This is a genomic window from Planctomycetota bacterium (assembly GCA_039182125.1).
Classification (GTDB): Bacteria; Planctomycetota; Phycisphaerae; order Tepidisphaerales; family Tepidisphaeraceae; genus JBCDCH01.
Map to the genome: position 1 here is coordinate 1 of JBCDCH010000011.1, position 26200 is coordinate 26200.

General features: G+C 64.2%; 20 protein-coding genes. 6 read left to right on the top strand and 14 right to left on the bottom strand.

Translation table 11 applies throughout. The annotated features are described in order from the left end of the window. Positions 1-22 precede the first annotated feature (22 nt). From AAGD32_04425 to AAGD32_04445, 5 genes are all read right to left on the bottom strand, one after another. The gene (locus tag AAGD32_04425; GenBank protein MEM8873486.1) at positions 23-1528 is read right to left on the bottom strand and encodes a hypothetical protein; all 1506 of its coding nucleotides are present in this window, start codon (positions 1526-1528) and stop codon (positions 23-25) included. Between the two features lie 24 nt (positions 1529-1552). Then, positions 1553-2140, bottom strand: a complete 588-nt coding sequence (locus AAGD32_04430; GenBank protein ID MEM8873487.1) for a DUF2238 domain-containing protein — start codon at positions 2138-2140, stop codon at positions 1553-1555. Between the two features lie 67 nt (positions 2141-2207). Beyond that, entirely contained in the window at positions 2208-3593 is a 1386-nt protein-coding gene (locus tag AAGD32_04435) for a glycerol kinase (GenBank protein ID MEM8873488.1), read from the bottom strand. 54 nt (positions 3594-3647) lie between these two features. Continuing rightward, positions 3648-5165: an NAD(P)(+) transhydrogenase (Si-specific) gene (locus AAGD32_04440; GenBank protein MEM8873489.1), complete on the bottom strand. Its 1518-nt coding sequence runs from the start codon at positions 5163-5165 to the stop codon at positions 3648-3650. A 35-nt stretch (positions 5166-5200) separates the two neighbouring features. After that, positions 5201-6094, bottom strand: coding sequence for a nucleoside hydrolase (locus AAGD32_04445; protein ID MEM8873490.1), 894 nt, complete (start codon positions 6092-6094; stop codon positions 5201-5203). An 80-nt stretch (positions 6095-6174) separates the two neighbouring features. On the opposite strand from AAGD32_04445, the gene AAGD32_04450 reads away from it, so the two are divergent. Further along, complete coding sequence (locus AAGD32_04450) at positions 6175-9189, top strand: glycoside hydrolase family 38 C-terminal domain-containing protein (protein MEM8873491.1); 3015 nt, start codon at positions 6175-6177, stop codon at positions 9187-9189. Position 9190: 1 nt separating this feature from the next. On the opposite strand, the gene AAGD32_04455 is transcribed toward AAGD32_04450, so the two are convergent. From AAGD32_04455 to AAGD32_04470, 4 genes are read right to left on the bottom strand one after another with little or no spacing between them, the layout of a single operon-like run. Continuing rightward, positions 9191-10441, bottom strand: coding sequence for an MlaD family protein (locus AAGD32_04455; GenBank protein ID MEM8873492.1), 1251 nt, complete (start codon positions 10439-10441; stop codon positions 9191-9193). A gap of 51 nt (positions 10442-10492) precedes the next feature. After that, positions 10493-11341, bottom strand: a complete 849-nt coding sequence (locus tag AAGD32_04460; protein MEM8873493.1) for an ABC transporter ATP-binding protein — start codon at positions 11339-11341, stop codon at positions 10493-10495. Further along, positions 11341-12153 carry an ABC transporter permease gene (locus tag AAGD32_04465; GenBank protein ID MEM8873494.1) on the bottom strand — a complete coding sequence of 271 codons (813 nt, stop codon included), beginning with the start codon at positions 12151-12153 and terminating at the stop codon, positions 11341-11343. The genes AAGD32_04460 and AAGD32_04465 overlap by 1 nt, the downstream gene beginning before the upstream one ends. A 14-nt stretch (positions 12154-12167) precedes the next feature. Further along, entirely contained in the window at positions 12168-12596 is a 429-nt protein-coding gene (locus tag AAGD32_04470) for a thioesterase family protein (GenBank protein MEM8873495.1), read from the bottom strand. A 117-nt stretch (positions 12597-12713) separates the two neighbouring features. On the opposite strand from AAGD32_04470, the gene rpsU reads away from it, so the two are divergent. Genes rpsU through AAGD32_04490 form a run of 4 tightly spaced genes read left to right on the top strand, consistent with a single transcriptional unit; the run spans position 12714 to position 15692 of the window. Beyond that, positions 12714-12875 carry a 30S ribosomal protein S21 gene (gene rpsU, locus AAGD32_04475; protein ID MEM8873496.1) on the top strand — a complete coding sequence of 54 codons (162 nt, stop codon included), beginning with the start codon at positions 12714-12716 and terminating at the stop codon, positions 12873-12875. A gap of 26 nt (positions 12876-12901) precedes the next feature. Then, positions 12902-13828, top strand: a complete 927-nt coding sequence (locus AAGD32_04480; protein MEM8873497.1) for an ABC transporter ATP-binding protein — start codon at positions 12902-12904, stop codon at positions 13826-13828. A 5-nt stretch (positions 13829-13833) separates the two neighbouring features. Beyond that, positions 13834-14469 carry an isoprenylcysteine carboxylmethyltransferase family protein gene (locus AAGD32_04485; protein MEM8873498.1) on the top strand — a complete coding sequence of 212 codons (636 nt, stop codon included), beginning with the start codon at positions 13834-13836 and terminating at the stop codon, positions 14467-14469. Positions 14470-14480: 11 nt separating this feature from the next. Further along, positions 14481-15692 carry a hypothetical protein gene (locus AAGD32_04490; protein ID MEM8873499.1) on the top strand — a complete coding sequence of 404 codons (1212 nt, stop codon included), beginning with the start codon at positions 14481-14483 and terminating at the stop codon, positions 15690-15692. A gap of 1 nt (position 15693) precedes the next feature. Here the strand turns inward: AAGD32_04490 and AAGD32_04495 are convergent, their stop codons facing one another. Both AAGD32_04495 and AAGD32_04500 read right to left on the bottom strand, forming a co-directional pair. Beyond that, positions 15694-17070 carry a sulfatase-like hydrolase/transferase gene (locus tag AAGD32_04495; protein ID MEM8873500.1) on the bottom strand — a complete coding sequence of 459 codons (1377 nt, stop codon included), beginning with the start codon at positions 17068-17070 and terminating at the stop codon, positions 15694-15696. 9 nt (positions 17071-17079) lie between these two features. Then, the gene (locus tag AAGD32_04500) at positions 17080-20034 is read right to left on the bottom strand and encodes a hypothetical protein (GenBank protein ID MEM8873501.1); all 2955 of its coding nucleotides are present in this window, start codon (positions 20032-20034) and stop codon (positions 17080-17082) included. 166 nt (positions 20035-20200) lie between these two features. Here AAGD32_04500 and sppA point away from each other — a divergent pair, with 166 nt between their 5' ends. After that, positions 20201-22066 (top strand): signal peptide peptidase SppA, encoded by a 1866-nt coding sequence (sppA, locus tag AAGD32_04505; GenBank protein MEM8873502.1) that lies wholly within the window; start codon positions 20201-20203, stop codon positions 22064-22066. A gap of 154 nt (positions 22067-22220) precedes the next feature. Here sppA and uvrB read toward each other — a convergent pair whose 3' ends face one another. The 3 genes from uvrB to AAGD32_04520 are packed head-to-tail and all read right to left on the bottom strand — an operon-like array spanning position 22221 to position 26064. Next, complete coding sequence (gene uvrB / locus AAGD32_04510; protein ID MEM8873503.1) at positions 22221-24296, bottom strand: excinuclease ABC subunit UvrB; 2076 nt, start codon at positions 24294-24296, stop codon at positions 22221-22223. Between the two features lie 3 nt (positions 24297-24299). Beyond that, positions 24300-24641: a helix-hairpin-helix domain-containing protein gene (locus AAGD32_04515; GenBank protein ID MEM8873504.1), complete on the bottom strand. Its 342-nt coding sequence runs from the start codon at positions 24639-24641 to the stop codon at positions 24300-24302. A gap of 4 nt (positions 24642-24645) precedes the next feature. Then, on the bottom strand, positions 24646-26064 hold the full coding sequence (locus tag AAGD32_04520) for an endo-1,4-beta-xylanase (GenBank protein MEM8873505.1): 1419 nt from the start codon (positions 26062-26064) through the stop codon (positions 24646-24648). Positions 26065-26200: the final 136 nt, after the last annotated feature.

Here is a 26200-nt window from a genome sequence, read left to right on the forward strand (position 1 = left end):
AGCCACCTGCATCAGTGGTCTGTCAGCCAGCATCTACCGCAGGCGGCACCTCATCGCCGCTAGATGCGGCTCCGCCGCCACCCTCCCTCACGGTCGGGCCTCGTGCGGCACGTCGCTTCAACCACGGCAACACCGCCGCGCTGATCGTCGTCTGCGACAATGCCGCGAGGATCGAGTCGAAGCTGCTGATCGCCGCCGCGAAGATGCCGGCGATGATGAGCCCCGTCAGCCCCACCGGTATCGCGTCAGAAAGGATGAACAGCGGGAAGATGCGGTCGTTCTTCTCCACATAGAGCTCCGCCGCCTCCGGCGGCAGCGGGCGGGTCCATGCATCGTTCGGCAGCGGGAATGGATCGATGACCACCTCGTCCGCCCCCAGTTCCCATGCCAAAACGGACTCGTGCAACCCGATGCGATTGCCGCTGCCGTCCGTGACAGAACGCAGACGTCCACCCATAAGCCCTGGCGCTTCGGGTGCATCTTCGAACGGCACTTGACTGGCGTTTAAGCGCCCATCCTCTGTCTGAACTACCAACGGCTGCTCCACCGCTACCGCCGGCTCGCCCTTGTAGTACACCCACAGCCCGATGCCGACGAGCAGCATCAGCAGCGTCACACCCTCCGCAACGTAGCTTGCGAGGATGGCTTTCTTCGCTTCGCGTTGGTTCTTGCAGGTGAGCAGGCGTTGGGCGAGGAGTTGGTCGGTGCCGTAGGCGCCGATGTTGCCGAAGAGCGTGCCGATGGCGGCGGTCCAGACGGTGTACTCCTTGACCGGATCGAGCTCGAGGCCGAGGTCGAAGAGCTTGAACTTCTCCCCCGCCGAGCCGACGCGGACGAACTCGCTGAACCCGCCGTCGAGGGAGGTGAGAATCGTCACCAACGCGATCAGCCCGCCGATGACGAAAACGGCAAAGAGAATCACGTCGGTCCAGATGACCGTCGCGATCCCGCCCATGATCGTCCAGAGCGTCGAGATGAAGCCGATGATGATCAGCGACGTCACCAGTGGCGGCAGCGTCGTGTAAGTCTCCACCCACGCGAGTTCGTCGGCGATGATGAGTTCGAGGATGATCGCCGTGAGGTAGACGCGTGACGCCTGGGCGAGGACGCCGCCGATGGAGAAGAGCGTGGTCATCACGCCGCGCACCCCGCCGCCGAGCTGGTTGCCCATGTAGTCGTACGGGCTGAAAATGCGTTCCTTGTAGTAAGCCGGGATCAGCACGACGGCGATGAAGATCCGCGCGAGCAACCCGGCGATGAGCCCGAGCTGCAGGTAGGTCATGTCCCCTCCGACGCCGAACGCCAGCGCCGGGACGCCGACGAACGTGACCGCCGAGATCGTCGTCGCGATCATCGACCCGGCAACGGCGTACCACGGCAGCTTGTTGCCGCCGAGGAAAAAGTCCTCCATGTCTTCCTGCTTGCCGCTGAGCAGATGGCCGATGAGCGTGGTGACGACGAAGTAGCCGACGACCACCGACCAGTCGATCCAGCCCATACCCACCGCGAGCGGAAGAGATAGTTCCATAAGACTCGCGAGATTGTGCCGGAACTAGGTCCGCCGATCAAAGCCGGCGATGGCCAGGCACGCGATCAGTGCCCCCGTTGCGTTGGCGACCAAGTCCCACATCGCGTTATTGAAGTCACCGACGTTGGTCTCCTCGACCAGCAACGTCGCCGTGAACTCGACGATCTCGTTGCAGGCACCGAAACCTTGAGCAGCGGTCCAAGTCAGCAGGAGCGTGCCGAACGTCGGACGCGTGATGCCGAGCGACTTGAGTCCACACCAGCAGGCCCACGCGGTCACGCCGAAGCCGTAGGCGTGGATGACGTTGTCGTACTTCAAGTAGCCGGGGATGAACCAGAAGTTGTACCAAACGCGCGGCTCCAGCGCCGGCAACCCCTCGGGCACATACAACAACCCGCCCGCCATATGCAGCGCCGCCCAGCCGACAAGCAGCCAGAGCAATGCCGACGGAAATCCGGTGCGTCGATGGGCGACATAGATCACGACCCCGAGCACGACCGTCACGGTGGCGTAGAACGCGAACTCTGCGTTTCGGTTCACCACCGCCACGACCAGCGAAGGGATCACGATGGTGGCGGTCACGAGCGCTTGCGGCAGCGGGAAGCGTTTCACGTTCGCTAACGTACAGACGCATCAGTCCCGCCGCCACGCGACGGGGTTGACGGGACGACACTTGCGTTCACGTTCGGCACTGAGCGATGGCGTGGCTCCATTCGCCACGACGCTCTTCGCGCTGCCCGCTGCCGATTTCCGGATCAAAGCGGCGGACGTCGCCGCCGTCGGTATCTTCCCAGCCGCCGACCGTCAAACCAGCGAGGCGGGCGGCACCGAGTGCGGTCGTTTCGAGGTACGCCGGGCGTTCGACGGGGACACCAAGCAGGTCGGCCTGGGTTTGCATGAGCAAGTCGTTCGCCGCCGCGCCGCCATCAACGCGCAACGTGGTGAGCCGTTGGCCGGTATCAGCGGCCATCGCTTCGAGAACGTCGGCGGTCTGGTGGGCGATCGCGTCGAGGGTGGCACGAGCGATGTGAGCGGCGGTCGAGCCGCGCGTGAGGCCGGCGATCGTGCCGCGAGCGTCGGCGTCCCAATGCGGCGCGCCCAGCCCGGCGAGCGCGGGAACGAAAGTCACCCCCCCGCTATCGGAAACACTTGCCGCAAGCGGCTCGACATCGGCGGCGTTCGCGATGATGCCGAGCCCGTCACGCAGCCATTGCACCGCGGCCCCGGTGGTGAACACGCTGCCCTCGAGGGCGAAACCGCCGTTGGCGGTGGCCGTGGCGAGAAGTTGATGCTCGCTACGCACCGGCGCGTCGCCGACGTGCTGGAGCAGGAAGCAGCCGGTGCCATAGGTGTTCTTCGCCATGCCCGATTCGGTGCAGTGTTGGCCGAAGAGCGCCGCCTGCTGATCGCCGATGACTGCGGCGACCGGCACGTCATAACCGAGCACGTTCGTCGTTCCGAACACGCCGCCGCTGGCCCGGACCTCCGGCAACATTCCGAGCGGCACACCGAGCATCTCGGCCATGTCTTCCGACCATCGCCCCGCCGCCAGATCCCACAGCAACGTCCGGCTCGCGTTGGTCACGTCGGTCGCATGCACGCCACACAAGTGCCAGAGCAGCCAGCTGTCGATCGTGCCGAACTTCGCGTCCGCCGGTGGCTTCACTTTGTCGAGCAGCCATCGCATCTTCGTCCCGCTGAAGTACGGGTCCGGCGGACAACCAGTGATGCGGCGAACCGTGTCGGCGTCGAGCGAGCGGCAGAAGTCGGCCGTGCGGCGGTCCTGCCAGACGATCGCGCGATGCAGCGGCTCGCCGGCTTTGTCCCAGAGCACCACCGTCTCACGCTGATTGGTGATACCGATCGCATCAATGCGGTGGCCGGCCGCGGCCTCACGCATGACGGCGATGCCGTGGTCGAGAATCTCGGTCGCGTCATGTTCGACGTGGCCGGGCTTGGGAAAGTGCTGGGGCAGTTCGCGTTGTGCTGCCGCGAGAGGCCGGCCGGTCGGGTCGAACACGATCGCGCGGGTGCTTGTCGTGCCTTGGTCGAGGGCAAGGAACATGCGTCAACCGTACCGCGCGATGCGTGCCCGCTGAAGTTGACACGCCCCGCGCGATCAAATCAATCGGAGTTTGTTCATACCGTTGAGGGCGGCGACTTTGTATGTCTCGGCGAGCGTCGGGTAGTTGAAGACGTTGTTGACGAAAAAGTCGACCTTGCCGCCCAAGGCCATTGCGGTCTGGCCGATGTGAATGAGCTCGGTCGCGCCGGTACCGATGGCGTGGACGCCGAGGATGCTCCGGTCGTCCTGATGGATGAGCAGTTTGAGCATGCCTTGTTCATCACCGAGGAGTTGACCGCGTGCGATCTCCTTGTAGTTGGCGATGCCGGCCTCGTAGGGGATGCCCGCCTCGGTGAGTTGTTCCTCGGTTTTGCCGACCATGGAGATCTCGGGGATCGCGTAGATGCCGAACGGGAAGAGCTCGGGGATCGAGTGGGCCTCGACATTGAACGCATGACACGCGGCGAGCCGACCCTGCTCCATGCTCGTCGAAGCCAACGCGGGGAAACCGATGACGTCGCCCATCGCGTAGATGTGCGGCACATCGGTCTGGAAGTGTTCGTTGACCTTGAGTCGCTCGCGGTCGGACGCTTCGAGGCCGGCCTTCTTCACGTTCATCGCCGTGACAGTGCCCTGGCGACCAATGGCGTAGAGCAGGCTTTGGGCGCGGAGTTTCTTACCGCTTTCGAGTTTCGCTTCGACGAGCGGCATGTCGGGGATGCCGTCGCCGTTGGTGTCGCCGGGCACGACGGGCTGACCGATGTCGTTGGCGTGGGCTTTGAACTCTTCGTTGGCCACTTTGGCCGACTTCTTGGCAGCGTCGGACTTCATCTTGTCCGGGTCGATCATGCTGATTTCCTTGACCTTTTCGCCAAGGCGCATGGTGATGCCGTTCTGCCGCATGTGATACTGCATGGCCTCGGTGATCTCCTCGTCGACGAAGCCGAGCACTTGTCGGCGACCCTCGACGAGCGTCACCTTCACGCCGAGCGTCGCCATCATGCACGCGTACTCGGTACCGATGACCCCGCCGCCGACGACAATCATCGACTTGGGCAGGCGATCGAGATGCAGCAGGCCATCGCTGGTGAAAACGCGATTGGCTTCGAACGGCACCGACTCGGGCATGGCGGGCTTGGTGCCGGTGGCGATGAAGAAGAAGTCGGCCTTGATCCGTTCGGTCTGCTCGGTGTTCTCGACCGTCACCTGATGTGAGTCGTCGAAGCGGGCGAAGCCTTCGATGAGTTCGACGCCGTTGCGGAGAAGATGGCTGCGGGCGACCTCGCGCTCGTGCATCATCACCTGCTGGCTCACGCCGATGAGATCGGAGAGCGTCACCTTCTTCTGCACGCCGAACGTCTGGCCGAAGAGCCCGCGCTTGCTCGCGCCGGTCAGGTGAAGCACGGCCTCGCGCAGGGCCTTGCTGGGAATGGTGCCGGTGTTGATCGCGGCACCGCCGACGACGCGCTCTTTCTCGATCGCGGCCACGCGCTTTCCAAGTTTCGCGGCCTGGATGGCAGCGCGTTGGCCCGCGGGCCCGGTTCCGATCACAACTGCATCAAACTGTCGCATGACCCGAGCGTAACGAAAACCGGGCCATTTCGCGTTCAGTTGCTTTGAAGTTCTTTTCGGCCGATCACGTCGAACACCGCGCGAAACACCGCGTCGCGATTGAAGGTCAATGCCTCGAGACACGGCGTCCCGCGCGCATCATCGCGCATCATGGGCGGCTTGACATCATTCCAAATCGGGCGATCGGTGGACCGATAGGTGCCGCCATTTTCGACGCCACCGAGCCAAACCAGCGGGGCCAGGTCCCACAAGACTTTGCTCTGCCAGTTGGCGTCGCCGACGTGATCATGGAAGCGATCAATGAGGAAGTCACAGAGCGGGTTGTTTCCGCCGACCTCGGACTTGAGTTCCATCGTCGTGGTCAACAAGTGGGACGACGCCCCGCCACACGGGAACCATGCGAGTTCGACCCCGCTCTCGAAGACAACCTTGCTTGCTTTGATGTCCTGCTGGTGGTTGAACTCCCAGTGTGTCTCATGGATCGACGAGTGGGCTCCCAGCCAGGCGACGGAGAGACGGTCCTTGAGCGTCGGATCAGCGAGCAGGGCCGACGCGACGTTGGTGATCGCACCGATGGCAACGACCCAGAGATGTCCGGATTTCGAGCGTTCGATGATCTGATCGACCGCGTCGGACTTGACCGGTGTTTGCATATCAGCGAGATACTGCGTCGACCCGCGGTATGCCGGGATGTCGGTCCGCTTGCACAGTTCCAACACGCGTCCGATCTCCTCGTAGGAAAGCTCCATCCCCCGCCCCGGCGTGTCGGCGAGTTCGTTGCTGAACGGTGCCGCCGTGACCGCCTCGAGGGTAAACCGATCGGTGTCGAGCGCGGCCCAGGACAAGGCGAATTGATCGTCGACCTCGTTGAACGTGTCAGTGTCGAGGATCATGCGGACAGGCGTCGTCGGTTGGTTGGGCGCGGACATATGGATGTTTATACCGGCAAGGCACAACGAAGCCAGCCGTCCGTTGTGAGGCGGATCGCGCCCGGTATGCTCGTACGTCCATGCTCCCACGCACGCCCTTCGACCAGTTCACCGCCCCGCGGCTTTCGGGCCTGCGCGACCGGATGCAGACACTCATTTGGCATCACGCCGGTGATGTCGATGCGATTGCACGAACCACGCCCACCGCCAAACACTGCAACCCTGATGACGCCATCGCACTCGACTACGAACCGGTCGGCGAACTTCCGATGACGTGGGACCGCAAGTTCGACCAGATGTGGTGGAAGGTTGGCATCCCCGGGCGCGCCCGTGACGGCCGGCACTGGATGAAATGGGACGACGACGCCGAATCGACGGTGTACATCGCCGGCGGCAATGGGCTCGTCGCACACGGCGCGTTCGACCCCGGCCACATCCGTTGCCCGATTCCCGAAGGCTGTGATGCGTTCTACATCGAGGGTTGCTGCTTGCGGACGGGCATCTGGGTGCCGGGCAACAACCACGGCCTCACCGGCAAGGGCAGCGTGTTCAGGGGTGCCTCGGTCTGGACACGCGACGACGATCACTTCCACGCGTTTCACGACCTGGCCGTGCTGATCGACACGGCCGCGATGTTGCACGAGCCGCCCGGCAAGACCGTGCGCGGCGGCAACTACCGGCCGGACATCCTCGACCCCGGCGGCTATCGCGCACCGGTCGAGCAAATCTCGCCGCTGTTCCGCCAGCTCATGCGCCGGCTCGACGGCGCCGCCGACGTGTACGAACGCGAAGGCGCTGCCGCGTTTCGTAAGGTCATGGCGGAGATCTACGCCGACTTCAAGGCCGAGTCATGGCAGATCGACGCCACCCTCACCGGGCACGCCCACATCGACCTCGTCTGGCTCTGGCCGGAGAACGTCGGCGAGTTCAAGGCCGTCCACACCTTCGCGAACATGCTCCGCATGATCGACACCTACCCGGAGTTCGTCTTCGGCTACACCCAGCCCGCGAGCTACCAGGCCGTCGAGCGCAAAGCGCCGGAGATCATCGAGCGGGTCAAGCAAGCCACCGCCGCCGGACGCTGGGAGCCGACCGGCGCGATGTGGGTCGAGAGTGACACGCAGCTGCCCTGCGGCGAGGCACTCGTCCGCGCCGTCGAGCTCGGGCAAAAGGGCCTGGCCAAGTACCGCGGCGGGTCGGAGTCACGCGTGCTCTGGATTCCTGACGTCTTCGGCTACTCGCCGTGCATGCCGCAGATCCTCGCCGGCTTCGGCGTGCCGTACTTCTACACGACCAAACTGCACTGGTCGTCGGGCACGCAGTTCCCGCACTCGTCGTTCAAGTGGGTCGGCCACGACGGCTCGGAAGTGCTCACGCACATCTCGTTCAACCCGTACAACAACCGCAGCACGCCCGAGGAGATGAAGTTCTTCGGCGAGACCCACCGCAACAGCGGCGTCCACCCGGACACGCTCGTCGCCACCGGCTTCGGCGACGGCGGCGGCGGCACCACCGAAGACATGTGCGAACGCGCCCGCCGGCTTGGCGATCTGGTCACGATCCCGAAAACCAAATGGGGCACGATCGAGGGCTTCTTCGATCGCATGGCCGAGGTGGCGGACGATCTGCCGAGTTGGTACGGCGAGATTTACCTCGAGTACCACCGCGGCGTGCAGACGACCCACGGAGACCTCAAGCACGCCTACCGCCGGGCCGAGCGAGGGCTGCAGGTTCACGAAGCGGTGCGCTGCGCGACAGGCGGCGGCGCGATCGACGACACGCCATGGGAGCGGGTGTGTTTCGCACAGTTCCACGATGCGTTGCCGGGAAGCAGCATCCATGAGGTGTACGCGGAGATGGTGCCGGAGCTGAAGAGCATCGCCGACGGCCACGAACAAGCCGGGGCGGACGAACTCGCGGGCGACGGTGAGGCATGCATCTTCAACCCACTACCGACGGAAGCACTCGCGAAGGTCGGCGACGACATCGTGAAACTGCCGCCGCTGACCGGCGTGACGATCGCATCAGCCGAGCGCGTCGGCGACGAGGTCACGGTTAATGGCATGACGATCCGCAATGGCCGAGTGTCGGCAACGCTGACCGAAGACGGTCGTGTGTCGGCGTTGTCGGTCGACGGCAAACCCGTCGCGATCGCCGAGCCGCTCGGACAGTTGCACTACTTCCGTGACCTCCCCGCCCGCTACCCCGCGTGGGACATCGACCGTGGCACGCTCAGCAACGCCATCAATGTCGAGAGCGCCGTCGAGATGAAGCCGACCGACAACGGTCTGGCGTTCACCCGCAAGGTCGGCGACGCGTCGAATGTCACCCTCACCTACGCACTCAGCCCCGGCGGCAGCGTCCTCGAAGTCACCGCCGACATCGACTGGCAGGACACCGACGCCCTGCTCAAGATCGCGTTCCCCACCGACTACCGCGGCCAGGACTCGCGTTACGGCGCGCCGTTCGGATCCGCCCCACGTGCCCAACAGCCCGGCGGCATCAAGGAGGACGCCCTCTTCGAAGTCCCCGGATCGCGCTGGGCCGTCGTCGCCGACGACGGCGAGCGCGACGGACTCATGCTCATCACCGAAAGCAAGTACGGGTTCGGCTGCCACCGCAGAACGCTGCACCTCTCGCTGCTCCGCTCGGCCTTCGTGACCAACGCCGACCACGACCGCTCCATCCGCGACCTGCCCGACGGCAAGGCGGGCACGCACAGCGACATCGGCCGACATTCCATTCGGTTCGCGATCGGGCACTACGATGCGAACGCCGATCGCGCCGATCAGCCGGCCGTGCTTTGCGATACGCTCTTTGCACGAGTGATCGAGTACACCGGCACGCCGGTGAACGCCGGACTGCTCGGCATCAAAGGCGGCCCGTCACTCGTCGCGACGTGGGCGCGTCCGACTGACGACGGGTTCATCCTGCGTCTCAACGAAACCCTCGGCCGACGCGGCAACGCGAAGCTCCGTCTCGCCGATGGCCTCGACACCGAGTACGTCGATCTCAAAGGCAAGACACTCGGACCGTGCGACGGAACGATCACGTTCAAGCCGTACGAACTGATCAGCGTCCGCCTGAGACGGTGAGTTACTCGGCGATCTTTTCGTACAGGTCGCGCTCGACTTGCCGGAAGTCGGCGAACTTGCTCTCGATCTCGGTGAGCAGCGCCTCGACACGCTCGGGATTGGCGTTCGGATCGGCGGCGGTGACACGTAGCTCCTCGGCGGCCGCGTTGAGATCGTTGGCACCCTCGGCGAACCGGCGGGCCGTATCGTAGAGATCAAGCTGCTCGGACTGTGTCTTGTCCGGACGGTAAAGCAACCGCCACGGGCTGCGACGAATTTCGCTGGTGGCCAGATCAAGTGTCGCCGTGGCATCACGGACATTGCTGACGATGTTGTTGATCCGGCCACGATTCTCGGCAAGCAGATCCTGCGCCGAGCCGGCTGCCCCTCTGGCATTGGCCGCGAAACCCTGCACCTCTTCGAGTAGCCTTTCCGCCTGTTTGACACGCAGCGTGGTGTCGTCGATGAGCACTTCGATCTTGTCGAAGGCAACGGGCAAACGCTCTCTCGCGGTTCCGGTGACCTCCGCAACGTTGCTCAGCGTCGACTTGAGATCGCGCGTTCCGCCGTCGCCCAGAACGTCGGCGGTTTCTTCCAGAACGTCGCCGCCCGCATCGGCAAAACGATCGACCTTGTCCAGCGTGGTTGGCAAACGCTCGTTGAGCGAATCGGCCAACTTCTCGGCACTGCCCGCGGCGTTGGCGACCGGCTCCGCGATCTCGCGGTCAATCCGCTGGGCAAGTGCGGTGAAGGTGTCGACCGAGTCGTTGATCTTGGGCACCGTGACTTGGCGGACATCGCGGACCGTGCCGGTCATCTCCGGGGCGAGTTCGTTGAGCGAGTTCAACAACTGCGTCAACGTGTTGGGCGTGCCATCGAGAAAGTCGTTCGGCCCGATCAGCTGCGTGGAATCACCCAGGCCGGCGACGTTGAGCCAGCTCACGCCGGTAACGGTGGCCTGGATGCCGACGTCCGCCCCCTCGCCCATCGGCACGTCCGCCGGCAGCGTGAACCGGGCCAGCACGACCGGCTTGTCGACCTCGTCGGTGGTGAATGTGATCGACCTCACCGTCCCGAGCCGAAGCCCGCCGACCCGCACATCGCTGCCCGGTTTGAGCCCGCCGACATCGTCGCTGATGTCGAAGACGACGGCGTACTCCTTGCTGTCGGTCATCAACCCCTGCGCCCCACGAACACCGACGACCACGCCGAACACGAGCAGCACGCTCACCAGGATAAACCCGCCGGCGATGAGGGAGTTTTTGTCGGACATGGCCTGGACGTTACCGGATTCGTTGGTCAATGGGGAAATGTCGGACGGGAATCAAACGCCTGCTCCTTCGAGCAGATCGCGTTCGTATTCGCCGCCGCGGCGGCGTTCGGTGAGCGGGCCCTCGGCGAGACCGTGTACGAACTGACGAACCAGCGGATCGGTGCTGTCGCGGAACTCGATCGGCCTGCCGGAGGTGATGAACTTGCCCTGATCCAGCAGCACCATGCGGTGGGCGATACGAAAAGCCGAGTCCATCTCGTGGGTGACGATGACGCTGGTCACGCCGAGGCGTTGGTTGAGGTCGATGATGAGTTCGTCGATCTCGGTGGATGTGACGGGGTCGAGCCCGGCCGAGGGTTCGTCGTAGAACAGGATGCGCGGATCAAGTGCGAGTGCCCGGGCGAGTCCGGCGCGCTTTTTCATCCCGCCTGAGATCTCGCTCGGCAGCAGGTGCCCCGCATGACGCATGTTCACCAACTCCAACTTGATCTTCACGATGATGTCGATGTTCTCTTCCGGCAGGTCGGTGTGCTCACGCAGCGGCAGTGCGACATTGTCGGCCACGCTCATCGAGTTGAACAACGCCCCTGACTGGAAGAGAACGCCGATGGTCTTCCGATAGTCGTCGCGGTCCGCCGACGACATCGAGCAGACGTCGTCGCCATGGACTTTGACCATGCCGTCGGTGGCGGCAATCGCGCCGGTCATGAGGCGCAGCAGCGTCGATTTGCCGCTACCGGAGCCGCCAAGAATCACCAGCGTTTCACCTTCATAAACGTCGAGATTCACGTCCTCGAGCACGACCTTGTCGCCGAACTTCTTACGGACGTGCTCGGCCCGGACGGCGATCCGATCCGTCGGGGGAAAGTCATCACGCAATGGCACTTCGGGCAGCGGCATCAGACTCCGAGGAAGAAGAAGGTGGCCGTGAACAACAGGTCCACGAAGATCAAAGCGACGATGGTGTAAACGACCGTAAGCGTGGTGTTGCGGCCCACCCCCATCGCCCCGCCGCGAACACTCAGTCCCATATAGCACGCAAGTCCGCTGATGATCGCGCCGAAGACCGCCGCCTTGACCAAACCCGTGCCGAAATCCAACAGCGTGATTGCCAGCAGTGTGTCGCCGATGTAGCGCTGGATCGAAAGCCCGAGAACGTACCGCCCGACCAACATGCCGCCGACGATGCCCATGACGTCCGCAACGACCGCGAGACATGTCGTCATCACCGTCGTCGCCACCACGCGCGGCAACACGAGGAATCGCACCGGGTCGATGGCGTGCGTCCGCATCGCCTCGATCTCCTCCGACACTTCCATCGTCCCAAGTTCGGCAGCAATTGCCGCCCCGGCATAGCCCGTCAAAACAATCGCCCCGACGAGCGGGCCGAGTTCGCGGGTCATTGCGATGCCGATGATGCGGGCGACTTCCTCGACGACGCCGAAGTCTTCGAGGATCGGCGCGATCTGTAGCGTGAGGATGGCCCCGATGCAGAACACGACCAGCGACACGATTCCGATGGCCTTGACGCCGACGCGGACCATCTGGGCCCAAAGATTGGACCAGCCGAGTTTGCGACCGCGCCCGGTGACGAGGCCGCGCTTGGCCGACTTGCCGGCCCCTGTGATCAGTAGCCCAACGCCCCCGATGGTGCTCAGGGTGCCGAGCGCCACCTCACCCACCCATCGGACCGGCTGCAGCAGCACACGCATGTCCACAAGGATGGTCATTCGCCGCCGCGCGACAAGTCACCTCGTGACAAGTCGTCAGGGATTTGCCGAACCGCCCCGTCCCGACCGACGCAGGCAATCGTGGTCGCGCCGGTGGCCAGCAACAGCCCGCCGCGCTTGATCTCGTATTCATGGTCGTAGCGGACGTGGGTTTGCTTGACGAGCCGGGTGATGACGGTGACCTCGTCGTCGTACCGGGCCGGCTGCCGATAGCGGAGCTCGGCTTTGGTCACGACGAAAAACACCCCCGCCCGCTCCAGATCGGCGTAGCTCTGGCCCAAATCCCGCAGCAACTCCACTCGGCCCATCTCGAAGTACTGCAGGTATCGGCTGTGATGCAGATAGCCCATCGCATCGACCTCGGGGTAACGAACGCGGAGGGTCAGGACGTTTTCGGCGAGGGGCTTGGGATCGGTGTCGGCCACGCATGGTTGTTAGCCGACCCGGTTGGCCTGTTCAAGGGGCGTGGCTATCATGTCGGCCCGCCGCGGGCCGCGCTGCCCGCGGCTTTCTCTGTTTTGCACCCGAGCCTGAAAACGCCCATGTTGAAGATCAAGAGCCGCGGCAGCGAGTCCGCCGAACAACTTCTCAAACGCTTCAAGAAGCTTTGCGAAAAGGAAGGTCTGACCAAGGACCTTAAGAAGCGTGCGTATTACGAGAAGCCCAGCGAGATCAACCGCCGCAAGGTTCGCAAGCGTCGCTGATTCCCGGACGCCGCGAAAGGTGCCGCATGACCGTCGCCGAAGACCCCGCCGATCCTGCCCCGACCTCGCCCCCAGCCGGCGAGGCCGTCGTGGATATTCGGGGGCTGTCGAAGGTCTACAAGGACTTCTGGGGGCGTGACAAAGTCCGCGCCCTGTCCGACCTCACCCTCGATATCAAGCCCGGCGAAGTCTTCGGCCTGCTCGGACCCAACGGCTCGGGCAAGTCGACCACGATCAAGCTCCTGCTCGGGCTGATCTTCCCGACCGCCGGCACCGCGACGATCTTCGGCAAGCCGATCGGTGACCCGGCGATCAACGAACGCGTCGGCTTCCTGCCGGAAGAGTCGTACCTCTACCGCTTCCTCAATGGCGAAGAGACGCTGCGGTTCTACGGCCGATTGTTCAAGCTCGATCGCAAGACGCTCAACAAGCGCATCCCGCAGTTGCTCGACGCGGTCGGCCTCGATGCCAAGGCCCGTAAGCGCAAGCTCCGCGAGTACTCCAAAGGAATGGCCCGCCGCATCGGTCTGGCCCAAGCGTTGATCAACGACCCGGAGTTGGTCGTGCTCGACGAGCCGACCACCGGCCTCGACCCGGTCGGCACGCGGGAGATGAAAGACCTCATCGCATCCCTCCGCGATCAGGGCAAGACCGTGATCCTCTGCAGCCACCTGCTCGCCGACGTGCAGGACGTGTGTGACCGGATCACGATTCTCTTCCGCGGCGAGATGCAGACGCTCGGTCAAGTCCGTGACCTGCTCCAGGTGAAAGACACCACGCTCCTCGAAACACACGGCCTCACCGCCGACCAGCAAGCCGAGCTCCGCCAGTTCGCCGACCGCCTCGGGGCCAACGCCTCGCTGACGCACCCGACCACGACACTCGAAGAACTGTTCGTGCGGATCGTCCGCGACAACACCAACGAGGGTGAATCCTCGGTCGGCAGCGGATAATCGCCATGACCTCCCTCGGACCGCTCGACATCCCGGCCGCCGTCACGTTCCTGATCGTCGGGTTCTACTGGTACCGCGTGGTCCGCATGGTTCGCAAACAGAAGAAGCAAACCGGTCGGGCCGGCAACTTCGTCCCGCGCGAGACGATCGGCCGCATCCTGCGTGTCATCTGGTATCCCACCGTCATCATCTGGATCGTCGCACCGGGCATGGCCATGTGGACGCGCTCCCTGCCGGGCCTGCAGCTGTTTTACGACCTGCCGATTCTGCGGTACCTCGCGGTGGTTGTGGCGGGTGTGGCGCTTTGGCTCACCATGATCTGCTGGCGGGAGATGGGCAAGAGTTGGCGGATGGGCATCGATCCTGACGAAAAGACCGAACTCGTCGTGCAAGGGGCGTTCGGCTACGTCCGACATCCCATCTACGCACTGCAAATGCTTCTCGCGATCGTCAGCTTCCTCGGGGTGCCGACCGTCGCCATGGCCGTGGTCGCGACCCTGCTGCTGGTATTCCTCTCATGGGAAGCGATCCGTGAAGAGCGTTACCTCGTCCGAACCCACGGCGACGCTTACGGAACGTACTACGCCAACGTCGGGCGGTTTGTGCCGCGCTCGGTCCGTCCGTACAAGCAGGGCTCGTAAACTCCGGCCGCTTGTTCGACCATCGCCCAAACCTCTTCGCCCGCGTCTTCAAATCCTGGAGCCGGGTACACCCCTACAACGCGGCCCAGGCCATGCGGCTCAGGCACGGTAACGCCGTCGAGCTCGCCGACCATTTCGAGCAAGCCATCGCTCCGCTCGGCAAGTGCCGACGCATCGAGGTGCTAAGCCCCGACACGAGCCTCGATCGGTATCTCACCGGCTGCATCAACCGTGGATTTGAAGACGACGATGTGTTGCCGATCCGTCCGTTCGTGCAGCCCGGGGGCGACAGGACGCACGCCTGGGCCGGGCTGACTTACGACCATTGGATGGCCGACAGCGTCGCGATCCGGCTCGTCATGCGGCGCTGGATCCAGGCCGCGACAGGCCGATCGCTCACCCCGATCCCGCGGTTCGAGCTGGTCCCTCCGCCGACAAAGCTCGGGTTCATGCGAAACCTGGCGCTGGTGACGCGGACGCTACGCTGCCGTCGATTGCCGAGGGAAGTACTCGGCAGCGACTCGTGCTATCTGCACTTCGATCTGGACAAGGGGCTGTGCGGCAAACTCCGCGCGGCGGCACGACGACATGGAGCGAAAGTCAACGACATCTTCCTCGCTGCCGCCGGGGTCGCTGCCGCTCGCCACATTCCGACCGAGCGGAGCGTCAAGCGCGTCGATGTGGGCGTCGGCTCGATTGTCGACACCCGCCGCTTCCTGCCCAAGTCCCAGCGCGAAGCGTTCGGGCTCATGCTCGGGTTCATTCGTGTGGTGCTCCGACCCCACCACCTCGGCCACCCCGCAGACGCGCTGGCCGCTGCCGCTTATCAATCTCGACTGGCGATGGAGAACCATGACCCGATCAGCGGGTCGGTCACGCTCCGGCTCGGCCTGCTCGCATCAAGGTACCTCGACGCCGAGGGGCTTCGTCGGTTTTACCGCAAACGCATGCCGCTACTCGCCGGGGTCAGCAACGTCCGGCTCGACGGCACGGCGCTCGGCGAGGAGCACCCCGACGTCCTGGAAAAGTACGTCCGCGTAAGCCCGCTCGGCCCGGCCACGCCGATCGTGTTCACGCCGACAACCCTTGGCGGCGAACTGTCGCTCGGAGTGACCTACCGCGTTGCCGCCATGGGTGCCAAGGGCGCGGAGCGGTGCATCGAGACGTTCGTGCAGACACTGGAAAAGCTCACCAAACTACCGCCGTCCGACGCAAAGCGTTGAGTCAGGCGTTCATCCACGGCGTATCGCGATCGAACCTCTCAACGATGTCACGCAACTCGAGCGCGACATCACCCTCGTCGGCCAGTTGATTCATCTGCAGCGGATCGGCGTCGAGATCGTGGAAACGGCTGACGGTGTCGCCGAGCTTCGGTTCGCTGTCCCAGCCGATGCCGTACAAGTGAGACATCGTCCGCACGCCGACGCCATCGGGCGTCGACTCGATCATGGCGTGTTGTGGGCCGACCGCCGCATCGCGGAGGGTGGACAGCAGCGACGTGCCGTGCATGTGACTTGGTGCCTCGACGCCGGCGGCTTCGAGAAAAGTCGGCCCAATGTCGACCAGCGATCCGATCGTGTCGGTGCAGTGCCGCGCTTGCACGCCCGGTCCGCGGATCGCCATCGGGATGCGGTAGCTTTCTTCGATCAGTTGGGCCTTGCCCCAAAGCCCGTGGCTCCCGAAGTTGTCACCGTGGTCGGCGGTAAACACCACGACCGTGTCGTCGGCCATCCCGCTTTCGTCGAGACTCGCCAGCACACGGCCGAGCACGTCATCCACCCACGTCGTCGCCCCGTAGTACAACGCAAGCAGGTGCTCGATCGTGAAGCCGTCTTCGAGCGTCTTGGCATGCGGAAGGTGAGCGAAGTAGTCGCGGTAGTCCCAAAGGTAAGTCGTAAATTTGTCATGGGCCGCAGCGTTGTCGAACGGCGTCGGCACGTTGCCCCGCATCACCGTGTCGGCCGCTTCGTACATCGTCAGGTACTTCTCGGGCATCTCCGCGAGCGGCATGTGCGGCGGGCTGATGTTGTAGTACATCATCCACGGCTGCGACTCTCCGGCGCGACGCTGGAAGAACTCGCCGACCCTCTCCGCCTCGAAGTCGACGCTGAACCCCGGCGCTGCGAACTCGGGACCGCCGTTGTGCGTGAAGAGCTGCGCGTCGTGGGCGTGGTGAGCGCGGGGAATGAGCCAGTCGTCGAAGCCGAGGTGGTGTGGCCAGGCGTCGACGTGCCACTTACCGATCGCGGCGGTGTGATAGCCGGTCGCTTTGAGTAGTTCCGGGTACGCCGGGTCGGGGAAGGCTTCCTTGTTTCGTGGAGCATACGGGTAGAAGCACCAACCCTCGTTACCGCGATGGTCGGTGAAGCTACAACCCCCGTTGCTGGTTTGGCCGTGGCAACGGCGGGCGTACTGACCGCTAAGAACGATGCTCCGCGCCGGAACGCAAACGGCGCAGTTGCTGACCGCCCTCTCGAACCGCGTACCCTGGGCGGCGAACCGATCGAAGTTCGGCGTTTTCACCACCGGATGTCCGTAAGCACCAACTTCCGACCAGCGGAGTTCGTCGCACATGATGTACAGCAGATTCGGTCGGCTCATACCGATGGTTTACCGGCGACCGGTGGCGTTCTGCAAATCGAGCGTGTCGATGCCGTAGCCGATGCCTTTCGGGAACAACGTAAACCGGAACCCGCCCTCGTCGTCGACCTCGTCGAAGAAAGCGCGAAAGCCGATGACCAAGCGGTCGAGGTTGCGATTGATCCCGATGTCGATCGTCCGGGACTCGCCCTCGGAAAAGTCGATGGTGATGCCGCCGTCGAGGGTGTACTTGTCGCCGAGCGCGTAGGTGCCGTAGATCGTGGAGATCGCGGTGTTGATCTCGCCGATGTAACGCACGCCGACGAAGTAGGAAAGGCGTTGCCCGCGCTGCGCGGCAAAACCGATCGCGCCGGTCGCAAGTGCCCCTTCCTCGATGTTGTGCGACGCGTCTGCGAGGATCACGGTCGTGTCGCTCACCCGCCAGAGCAGGTCGGCGTTGAACGTGTCGCGTGGGATCGAATTCTCCGGACGGGTCTCGAAGAACGCTCCGCGGAAACCGTCGGTCGTGAGGTTGGTGAGAACGCTGTCGACCTCGCGGTAGTCTTCTTCCTCGTCGAAGAAATCGACGCTCGTATTGAGCACGAGGAAGTCGACGTTCCGCTCGCGTCCCGGAGCGCCGCGTTTGGTCTGCCAACGCTGACGCACGCCGACGCTCAGGGCGTTGAGCGCCTGATAGTCGTCGGTCTCGGTGTCGTAGATCGGTGCGTCTTCGCGGTCCTCGCTCGCCAATGAGCCGAAGACATGCAGGTGCGGCTCGACGATGTGGCGGATGCGATTGATATCGAGAAACTCGCTGCGGGCGGTGTTGTCGGTTTTGACCAGCGACATCGACAACCGCACGCCCGCCGCACCCAGGAAGCGGAAGAGGTTGTCGTCGTTCGGGCTGTCGGAGTACGCGGTCAGTCGGCCGACGATGTACGGCACGAACTTCACCGGCCCCGCCGCGAGGGGCAGATCGAACTGCTGGCGGAAGTCGAGGCGGCCGGCGTAGTTGTCGTCGACGCCGGTGAAACCTTGCCCCGGCACGCCCGGGAAGCGCGGATCGATATCGGCATCCGGATCGCTTCGGCTAAAGCCCAGATCGGTCACGAGGTCAGCCTCGCTCGGCTCGAACTGCACGCCCCCGATCCGGTTCTCGCTGAAGAACGTCGCGCGGTCACCGATCGCATCCGCCGTGCGGAAATAGCCGACTTCCGGCGCGCGAATCACGTCGAAGTTCTCCTGAATCTGGCCGCTCGTTGTAACGAAGTCGGTCGTCGGCGTCTCGGCGAGCACGGTCAGGGCTTCGGTGCCACGCTGGCGCTTGGCGTAGAACGAAGCGTTGGTCGGCAGCCCGTCGCGCCAGGTCCGCTCGTACCACTCCTCGATGAACGTCTCGTCGCTGGAGACGCCGATCCGCAACTGCCCCTGCCAATCGGAGGCGAAGTAGTGCTGGTGCTCGAGCAGCGCGAGGCCACGGAAGCCGTCCTGTTCGATCTTGCCCCGGCTGCTACCGAGATCGTCGACGCCCTCGTCGAACACGCCGTAGGCGGTGATATCGCCCTCGAAGCTTGTCGGATCACCGGCGGTGTTGATGGAGCCGCCCTGGTAGGAGAAATCGAACCCGACCGCCGGCCCGCGCTCGGTGAAGTAGTCGAGCCTGTACGAGGCATCGACACCCGGCGGCGGATCACCTCCGAAGGTCTCGAACACGCCCCAACGTGTGAGAATGCCGAAGCCGAAGTTGTCGCTGCCTTCGAGCGCGATTTGCTCGAGTGGGCTGTTCCGCTCATCGACTGACCCGCCCGCGCGCGGCAGGTAGATGAACGGCTTGCCGAACGCCCGGACCGTGAGGTTGTCCGCACGGAAGCGGGTGCGGTCGCCGAGTTCCGGGTTGCCGGTGCTTTCGGTGCGGACGTAAATCTTGCTCGCGTTGATGCTGTAATCCGGCACGGCAAAGCGGCTGGTCGAAAGCTCGGCCCGCTCGGCCTCGAACTCGCCGTTGCTCAGTTGCCGCAACGTCTCGGCCCGCACCGTCACCGGCAAATTCAGCCGCGGCTCGATCGTTCGCAGGACCGCCTCGGTCAGCACCGCCTTGTCGGATTTGAAGTCGTAGAAAACGCGCTCGGCTTCGAGCGACTGCTCGGCCAACGTGCGATCAACGCGGCGATTGACGCGTGGCTGGACCGCCGCCGGGGTGAAGCGCACGCGAACATCGCCTTCGAGGTAGGCCGACTCGATCGCGTTGGCTGCTTCCTCGCCCTGAAGGTCGGCCATCTCCGTCAGGTCGGCCAGCGTCGTGTAGAGCACGGCCCGCTCGCCCTGGAGTTCGGTGATGTCCCCGTTGGGCGCGGTGCGGAGCATGAACACGCCATCGCTCAGGATCAGCGCGGTGCCGCCGTCCTCGGTCGGGCGGGTTTCGATCGACTCGGCGTTGAACGAGAAGCTTTCTCGCGCGACCGGGCGCGGCCTGGCCGGCCTACGGGGACCTTCCGCGACCGGCGGCGTCTCACCGGTCACCGCTTGACGCAGGTTCGCCGCGGCGGTGTAGATGACGCTCTGGTCGGCGTTGATCATCAGCCGATCTTCGGCGACGAGCCGCACGCCCTGCCGGACGTTCAAGCGGACCAACAATTGCCCGCCGCGGCGTGTGGCCTGCGGGGTCTTCGCGGCGGCATTGCCAAGCAAAGCGACCTGTGCGGTGACCGCCCCGTCCACCGTGTCGAGCCAAATCGTCGCCGCATCGGACGTGAGGACGGCGTCGCCCGCCGTGATGGTGACCGGGCCCTCCAGCAAAAGCACATCGCCGGAACCCTCGGGCCAGGTGTAGGCGGTGGTGCCTTCGACGCGCAGGTTGTCGGCGGTCGTCTGGACGACGGCGTCTGTTTCCTGGGCGGCGGTGAATGCAGGGGTGGCGGCCAGGACGGCGGCTGCGGCGAGCGACAACGGGAGCCGACGGAGCGATTTCAGGGGTGAGACTGCCACGAGTTGTTGATGATGCTTACGCGGCGGGTCGGCGTCAATTTCGCTGGCCCTCGGTCTTTCGCAACTTCACCGGAAAAAGCGCATACGCCCGGCAACGAGATTTCTTATCATCTGCCGATAACGCACCGCCCGCCGTTCGGGCCCATTCCACCTTGTAGGAGAATCGATGAAGTCCAGCCTCGCCGTTGCCGCCGTTGCCGCTCTGTCCTTTGCCACGTTGACCTTCGCCGAAGGGACCAAAGCCGACGCGGGCGACTTCCCGACGCCGGCCGAACTTGTCGCCAAGATGAAGGCTCAGAAGGAAGAGACCGCCAGCAAGCTGCAGGTCGCCTACTTCGACTTCACCGGGCCGATCGCCGAGGCGCCGTCCGGTCCGTCGCTCTTCGGCGGCGGTGCGACGACGATGCGCGATCTGACCGACCGTCTGCGTGCGGCCCGGTATGACGACGAGGTTGGCGCGGTTTTGATGACGTTCAAACCCGGTGCCGGGTTTGGTTTTTCGCAAGCCGAGGAGATCGTTGCCCAGATCAACGGCCTCAAGGAAGCCGGCAAGCGCGTTTTCGTCTACGCCGACAGCTACGACCCGAGCACGTACCTCGTCGCCAGTGCCGCGACGGACGTGTGCCTCATGGAAGGCGGCGAGGTGTTCCTGCCCGGCATCTCGGCCGAGTTGATGTTCTACCGGGGCATGTTCGACAAGTTCGGCATCAAGCCCAGCTACGTCCAGGTAGGTGAGTACAAGGGTGCCGACGAGTCGTACATGAACACCGAGCCCTCGCCGGAGATGACCGAGGAGATGAACAAGCTCGTCGACGCGATCTACGACCGCATGGTGACCAAGATCGCCGGCAACCGCTCGCTAAGCAAAGAGGACGTCCGCAAGACGATCGACAACGTCGTGCTCCTCGCGTCCAACGCCAAGGAAAAGGGCTACGTCGACCACCTCGTCGACGCCGACGGTATCCGTGACATCATCGCCGAGACGATGGAACGTGAGGGCCGCGACGACATCAATCTGATCGGCAACTACGCCCAGGAAGCGAAGGAAGAAGTCGACTTCTCCAACATCTTCGCGGTGCTTGCACAGATGAACAAGCAGGAGCCGGAAACCGACGCCGAGAAGGTCGCGCTGGTGTACGCCACCGGGACGATCGTTGATGGCGAGTCGAGCAACGGCGGCGGCTTGCCGATCCCGTTCATCGGCGGCGGCGGGCAAACCGTCGGCTCCGAAACCATCCGTCGGGCCATGCGCGAGATCGAACGCGACGACCTGATCAAGTCCGTCGTCATTCGCATCGACTCCCCCGGCGGCAGCGCGTTGGCGTCCGAAGCCATGTGGCAGTCGGTCCGCCGCGTCGCCGCGGAAAAGCCGGTCATCATCTCCGTCGGCGGCATGGCGGCTTCGGGCGGTTACTACCTGCTCGCAGCCGGTGACCACGTTTACGCCGACCCATCGGCCATCGTCGGCTCCATCGGCGTCGTCGGCGGCAAGCTCACCTGGGGCGGCATCTACGAGCAGCTTGGCCTCACCACCGCCAGCTTCAACCGCGGTGCCCACGCCGACCTGTTCAGCTCGACCGAACCGTGGGACGAGCGCGAGGAGGCGATGGTCCGCTCTTGGATGCAGCAGACTTACGACCAGTTCGAAAGCCGCGTGATGGCAGGGCGCGGCGATAAAATCGAAGACTTCGACGCGATCGCCAAGGGCCGTATCTTCCTCGCTGGCGACGCGATCGATCTCGGCATGGTCGATGAACTGGGCGGCCTCGAAGATGCCATCGCCCACGCCGCCGGTGCTGCCGGCTTCACCACGACCGACTACGAGATCAAGGTCGTCCCCCAGCCGAAGTTCAACCCCAACAGTCTCTTCGGCGGCCTCGTCCAGACCCCTGTCTCCGCCGAGACGCAAGTCATCTGGTCGATGCTCCCCGACAACGCGAAAGTGCTGATCACCCGCCAGTTGAAAATGACCATGCTCATGCAGGACCGCCCTGTCGTGCTGCTGAGCCCCTGGATCGTGAACATCGACTAAGCGATGATCTCGACGGCTGACTGCAGCAGCGGCGCACCCGCCGGCCCACTCGGATGTGGCGGCGGGTGCGTCGTTTTGCTGATCACGCTTTTGTGCATCGCGGCGTTCGGTGCGGTAGTGATTTCGCTGATGCGAGACATCGGTAGTTGATGACCTACTTCGCCCTGCCTCTTCCGCCACGTTTCTTTTTGGACTTCGGTTCCCAGATGCCGGGGGCGTGGTCGCTGGGTTTGCTGGCTTCGAGGCCGTCTTTGGTTTCGATGTCGGGCATGCCTTTGAGTTCGTTGACCTTGTCGCGCAACTGGGCGGCGCGTTCGAACTCCAGGTTCTGGGCGGCTTCGAGCATCTCTTTTTCCAGCAACGCGATCAGCTCGGTCTTGTCGTAGTTCTCGCTGTCCTGTTTGACGGCGTCGCGGACGGTGCGGCGGGCTTTGATCTCGCTTTCGATGCCGCGGCGGATTTCCTTTTTGATCGTCTTGGGCGTGATGCCGTGGGCTTCGTTGTAGGCGATCTGCTTTTCCCGGCGGCGTTCGGTTTCCTCGATGGCGTCCTTCATCGCCGGCGTGGTTTCGTCGGCGTAGAGGATGACCTTCGACCCGGCGTTGCGGGCGGCTCGGCCGATGGTTTGGATCAGGGACGTCTCGCTGCGGAGGAAGCCGGTCTTGTCCGCGTCGAGAATCGCGACCAGCGTCACCTCGGGCAGGTCCAACCCTTCGCGTAGCAAGTTGATCCCGACGAGCACGTCGAAGTCGCCCTTTCGCAGGTCGTTGAGAATCTCGACGCGTTCGATGGTGTCGATCTCGCTGTGGAGGTAACGGGTGTTGAGTTCGTTTTCCTGCAGGTATGCCGAGAGGTCTTCGGCAAGGCGTTTGGTCAGACAGGTCACGAGCACCCGACCACCGTCGGCGATGCGTTGTTTGACCTGCTCGAGCAGGTGCGGGACCTGGCCGGTGGCGGGGTGGATTTCGATGACCGGGTCGAGCAGGCCGGTCGGGCGGATGACCTGCTCAACGACCTCGCCGCCGGTGTATTCGAGCTCGGCCTTGCCGGGGGTGGCGGAGACGAACAGGGCCTGGTTGAGCAGTGACTCGAACTCGGGGAACTTGAGCGGCCGGTTGTCGAGCGCGCTGGGCAAGCGGAAGCCGTGTTCGACGAGCGTTTCCTTGCGCATCCGATCGCCGTTGTACATGGCGTGGATCTGCGGCAGCGTGACGTGCGACTCGTCGATCATGAGCAGCCAGTCGTCGGGGAAGTAGTCGATCAGGCACGCCGGCCGATCGCCGGGCTTTCGGCCGTCGAGGTGCAGCGAGTAGTTCTCGACACCGCTGCAGTAGCCGACCTCGACCATCATCTCCAGGTCGTACTTCGTCCGCGCAAGCAACCGCTGCGCTTCGAGCAGCTTGCCCTCGGAGCGGAGGGTCATGACGCGAGCGTCGAGCTCTTCCTTGATGTCGGCGACGGCCCGGGTCATCTGGTCCTCGGGCATGACGTAGTGGACGGCCGGGTAGATGAAAATCTGCTCCTCTTCCTTGATCAGTTCGCCGGTGAGCGGGTTCACCGCGTTGATCTCGGTGACCTCGTCGCCGAAGAACTCGATGCGGTACGCGAACTCCTCATAGCTGGGCCATAGCTCGACGACATCGCCGCGGACGCGGAAGGTGCCGCGCTTGAAGTCGATATCGCTGCGGGCGTATTGCAAGTCGAGCAGCTTGCGGAGCATCTCGTCACGGTCCGATTCGACATCGGTACGGATGGAGAGGACGGCCTTGCGGTAGGTGTCGGGCGAGCCGATGCCGAAGATGCAGGAGACCGACGCGACGATGACGACGTCCTGCCGCGTGGACAGGTTGGACGTGGCCGAAAGACGCAGGCGGTCCAAGTCGTCGTTTCGGCTCGAATCCTTCTCGATGTAGATGTCCCGCTGGGGGATGTACGCCTCGGGCTGGTAGTAGTCGTAGTAGCTGACGAAGTACCCCACCGCGTTGTTGGGAAAGAGCTGCTTCATCTCCTCGTAAAGCTGGGCGGCGAGGGTCTTGTTGTGGGAGATGAGCAGCGTCGGCTTGCCGAGGTTCTGGATGACGTGAGCCATCGTGAACGTCTTGCCAGTCCCCGTGGCGCCCATGAGCGTCTGGAACTTCTCGCCGCCACGCAAGGCGTTGGTGATTTTCTCGATCGCGGCGGGCTGATCGCCGGCCGGCTGGAACTCGCTGACGACCTGGAAGTTCGGCATCCGTTATTGTATGCCAAACTCCATGTACGGCTCGGTTTGTTCCACCAACGCCGGGCCCCACCCCGGAACGGCGAGCAGGTCGGCCGAGGTGCGAAACGGTTTTCGGTCGCCGCGATACTCGACGAGTGCCGCCGCTTTGCTCGGGCCGATGCCGGGCAATGCCGCTAGCTCACCGGCCGTCGCCGTGTTCGGATCGATCGGCGGCCCAAGCTCGCCAGCCCGCACACCCGCCGGCGGCAGCTCACCTGGTACATGCACCCCATCGCGCACCAACAGCACGGCGAAAACCGCGCAGAGAATCAGCCCAACGACGGCGAGGTACTTCTGATGGCGCGACGAGAGCAACCGCTCACCCCCCACGCAGGATCACCGTGCTCGGTTGCTCGGCTTCGCGATGTGAGCGTAGATTCTGCCGAAGATTCTGCAGCCGTTTGAACGCCGGCTTGGGCGTAAGCATGTCGTCCAGCAAACCGCCGCCGGCGACCTGCGCCCCGTCATCGCCGAGGTCACTCCAGGTGACGCTGTCAACGAACGGCTTGCTGAGCGCGATGTGGTAGAACGACTCGAGCCACTCGGCCTGCACGTCGCGATCGAAGCCGTGCCGCCAAGAGCCGTTGCTCACTTGCTTCCCAGGACAGCCGACGGCCGTGAGGTACAACGGCTTGCCCAACGCACCGTAACGGTCGAGCATCTGACTGAGCTGAAACAGATCGCGCACTTCGCCCTTCGCGCTGCCGAGGTCGATGTTCAAACCGAAGGCGTCGCACGCCACGCCGCTCTGGGACACCATTTCCGCATACAACAACGGCGGCGTCCCTTCACCGCTGGCTAGGTACAACCCGAAAGGCTCGGTCACCGTCACGAGCGTCCGCGCCGACGGCAAGAGTGTCTTGACCTGACCGACCAAAAGCCGCGTGAGTTCGACCAACTGCTCGAACCCGCCGTCGAAGGTGCCGGGCAGGTGCAGGCCGCCGACGACGTTCCAGGCGGAGATCTTGCCGCGATACCTGCCGACGATCTTGCTGACGTAGCGGAACGCCAGGTCACGCACGGTGTCGAAGTCGTCCTCGTAAAGCGCGAGCCAGTTCGGCAGGCACTTGTCCGAGATGTCGATCAACGGCCCGCCGATGATCGGCAGACGACGCTTGTGCAACTGCTCGACCAACTCGTCGGCATCCTCGGTCGCGAACTCGTCTTCGTCGGGCTGCAACTGGTTCCATGGCAACGGGAGCGAAACGAAGTCGAACTTGCCGGCGAGCGTCTCGCGGTACTTGGCGTTGCGCACCGAATGATCGCCGCGGACGCCAAGCAGGTTCTTCGGCATCGTCGCGAGTTGCACCCGCCGGCCCAGCAGCAGTTCGGCGTGTAGCGAGGCGATCGCCTCGGAGATGTCAACCGCGTCGGCCAGCGCCTGGTCGGCGACCTTGGCCGCCTCGCCCGGTTCGTCGAGCAGGCCCAGCGCGATCGCGAAGTCGGCCTTGAGCTTGTCGAGCCGCTCCTGCAGATTGCCCTCGGCGCGGGACAGGTCGAACATGGCCCAGTCTTCCTGCTTCTGCAGGATCCGCATGAGTCGATGGCGGACGACCTCGACGTTGAGCAGGTACGGCTCGGGACGCGGCTGGAGTCGGCAGGTTTCCAAGTGCAACGTCCCCATCACACCGGCGTCCCAGCGGACCGCGACGCCGGCCGCCTGGTCATCGACATCGACGCGCAACATCCCACCGGTGAAGCGCACCTCGCCGGGCATGGGCACGCTCTCGGGCCCCATGGCCACGGCGCCGCCAACGTCAAACGACTCGACCCGCTCCCCGTCCCGATAAATTTCAAATAGAACCGGCATCGCGCGAGCGCCAGCATAGCCGGGAGGCCTCGCCGTAGCGAGAACCGCCGGCTGACACCGACGC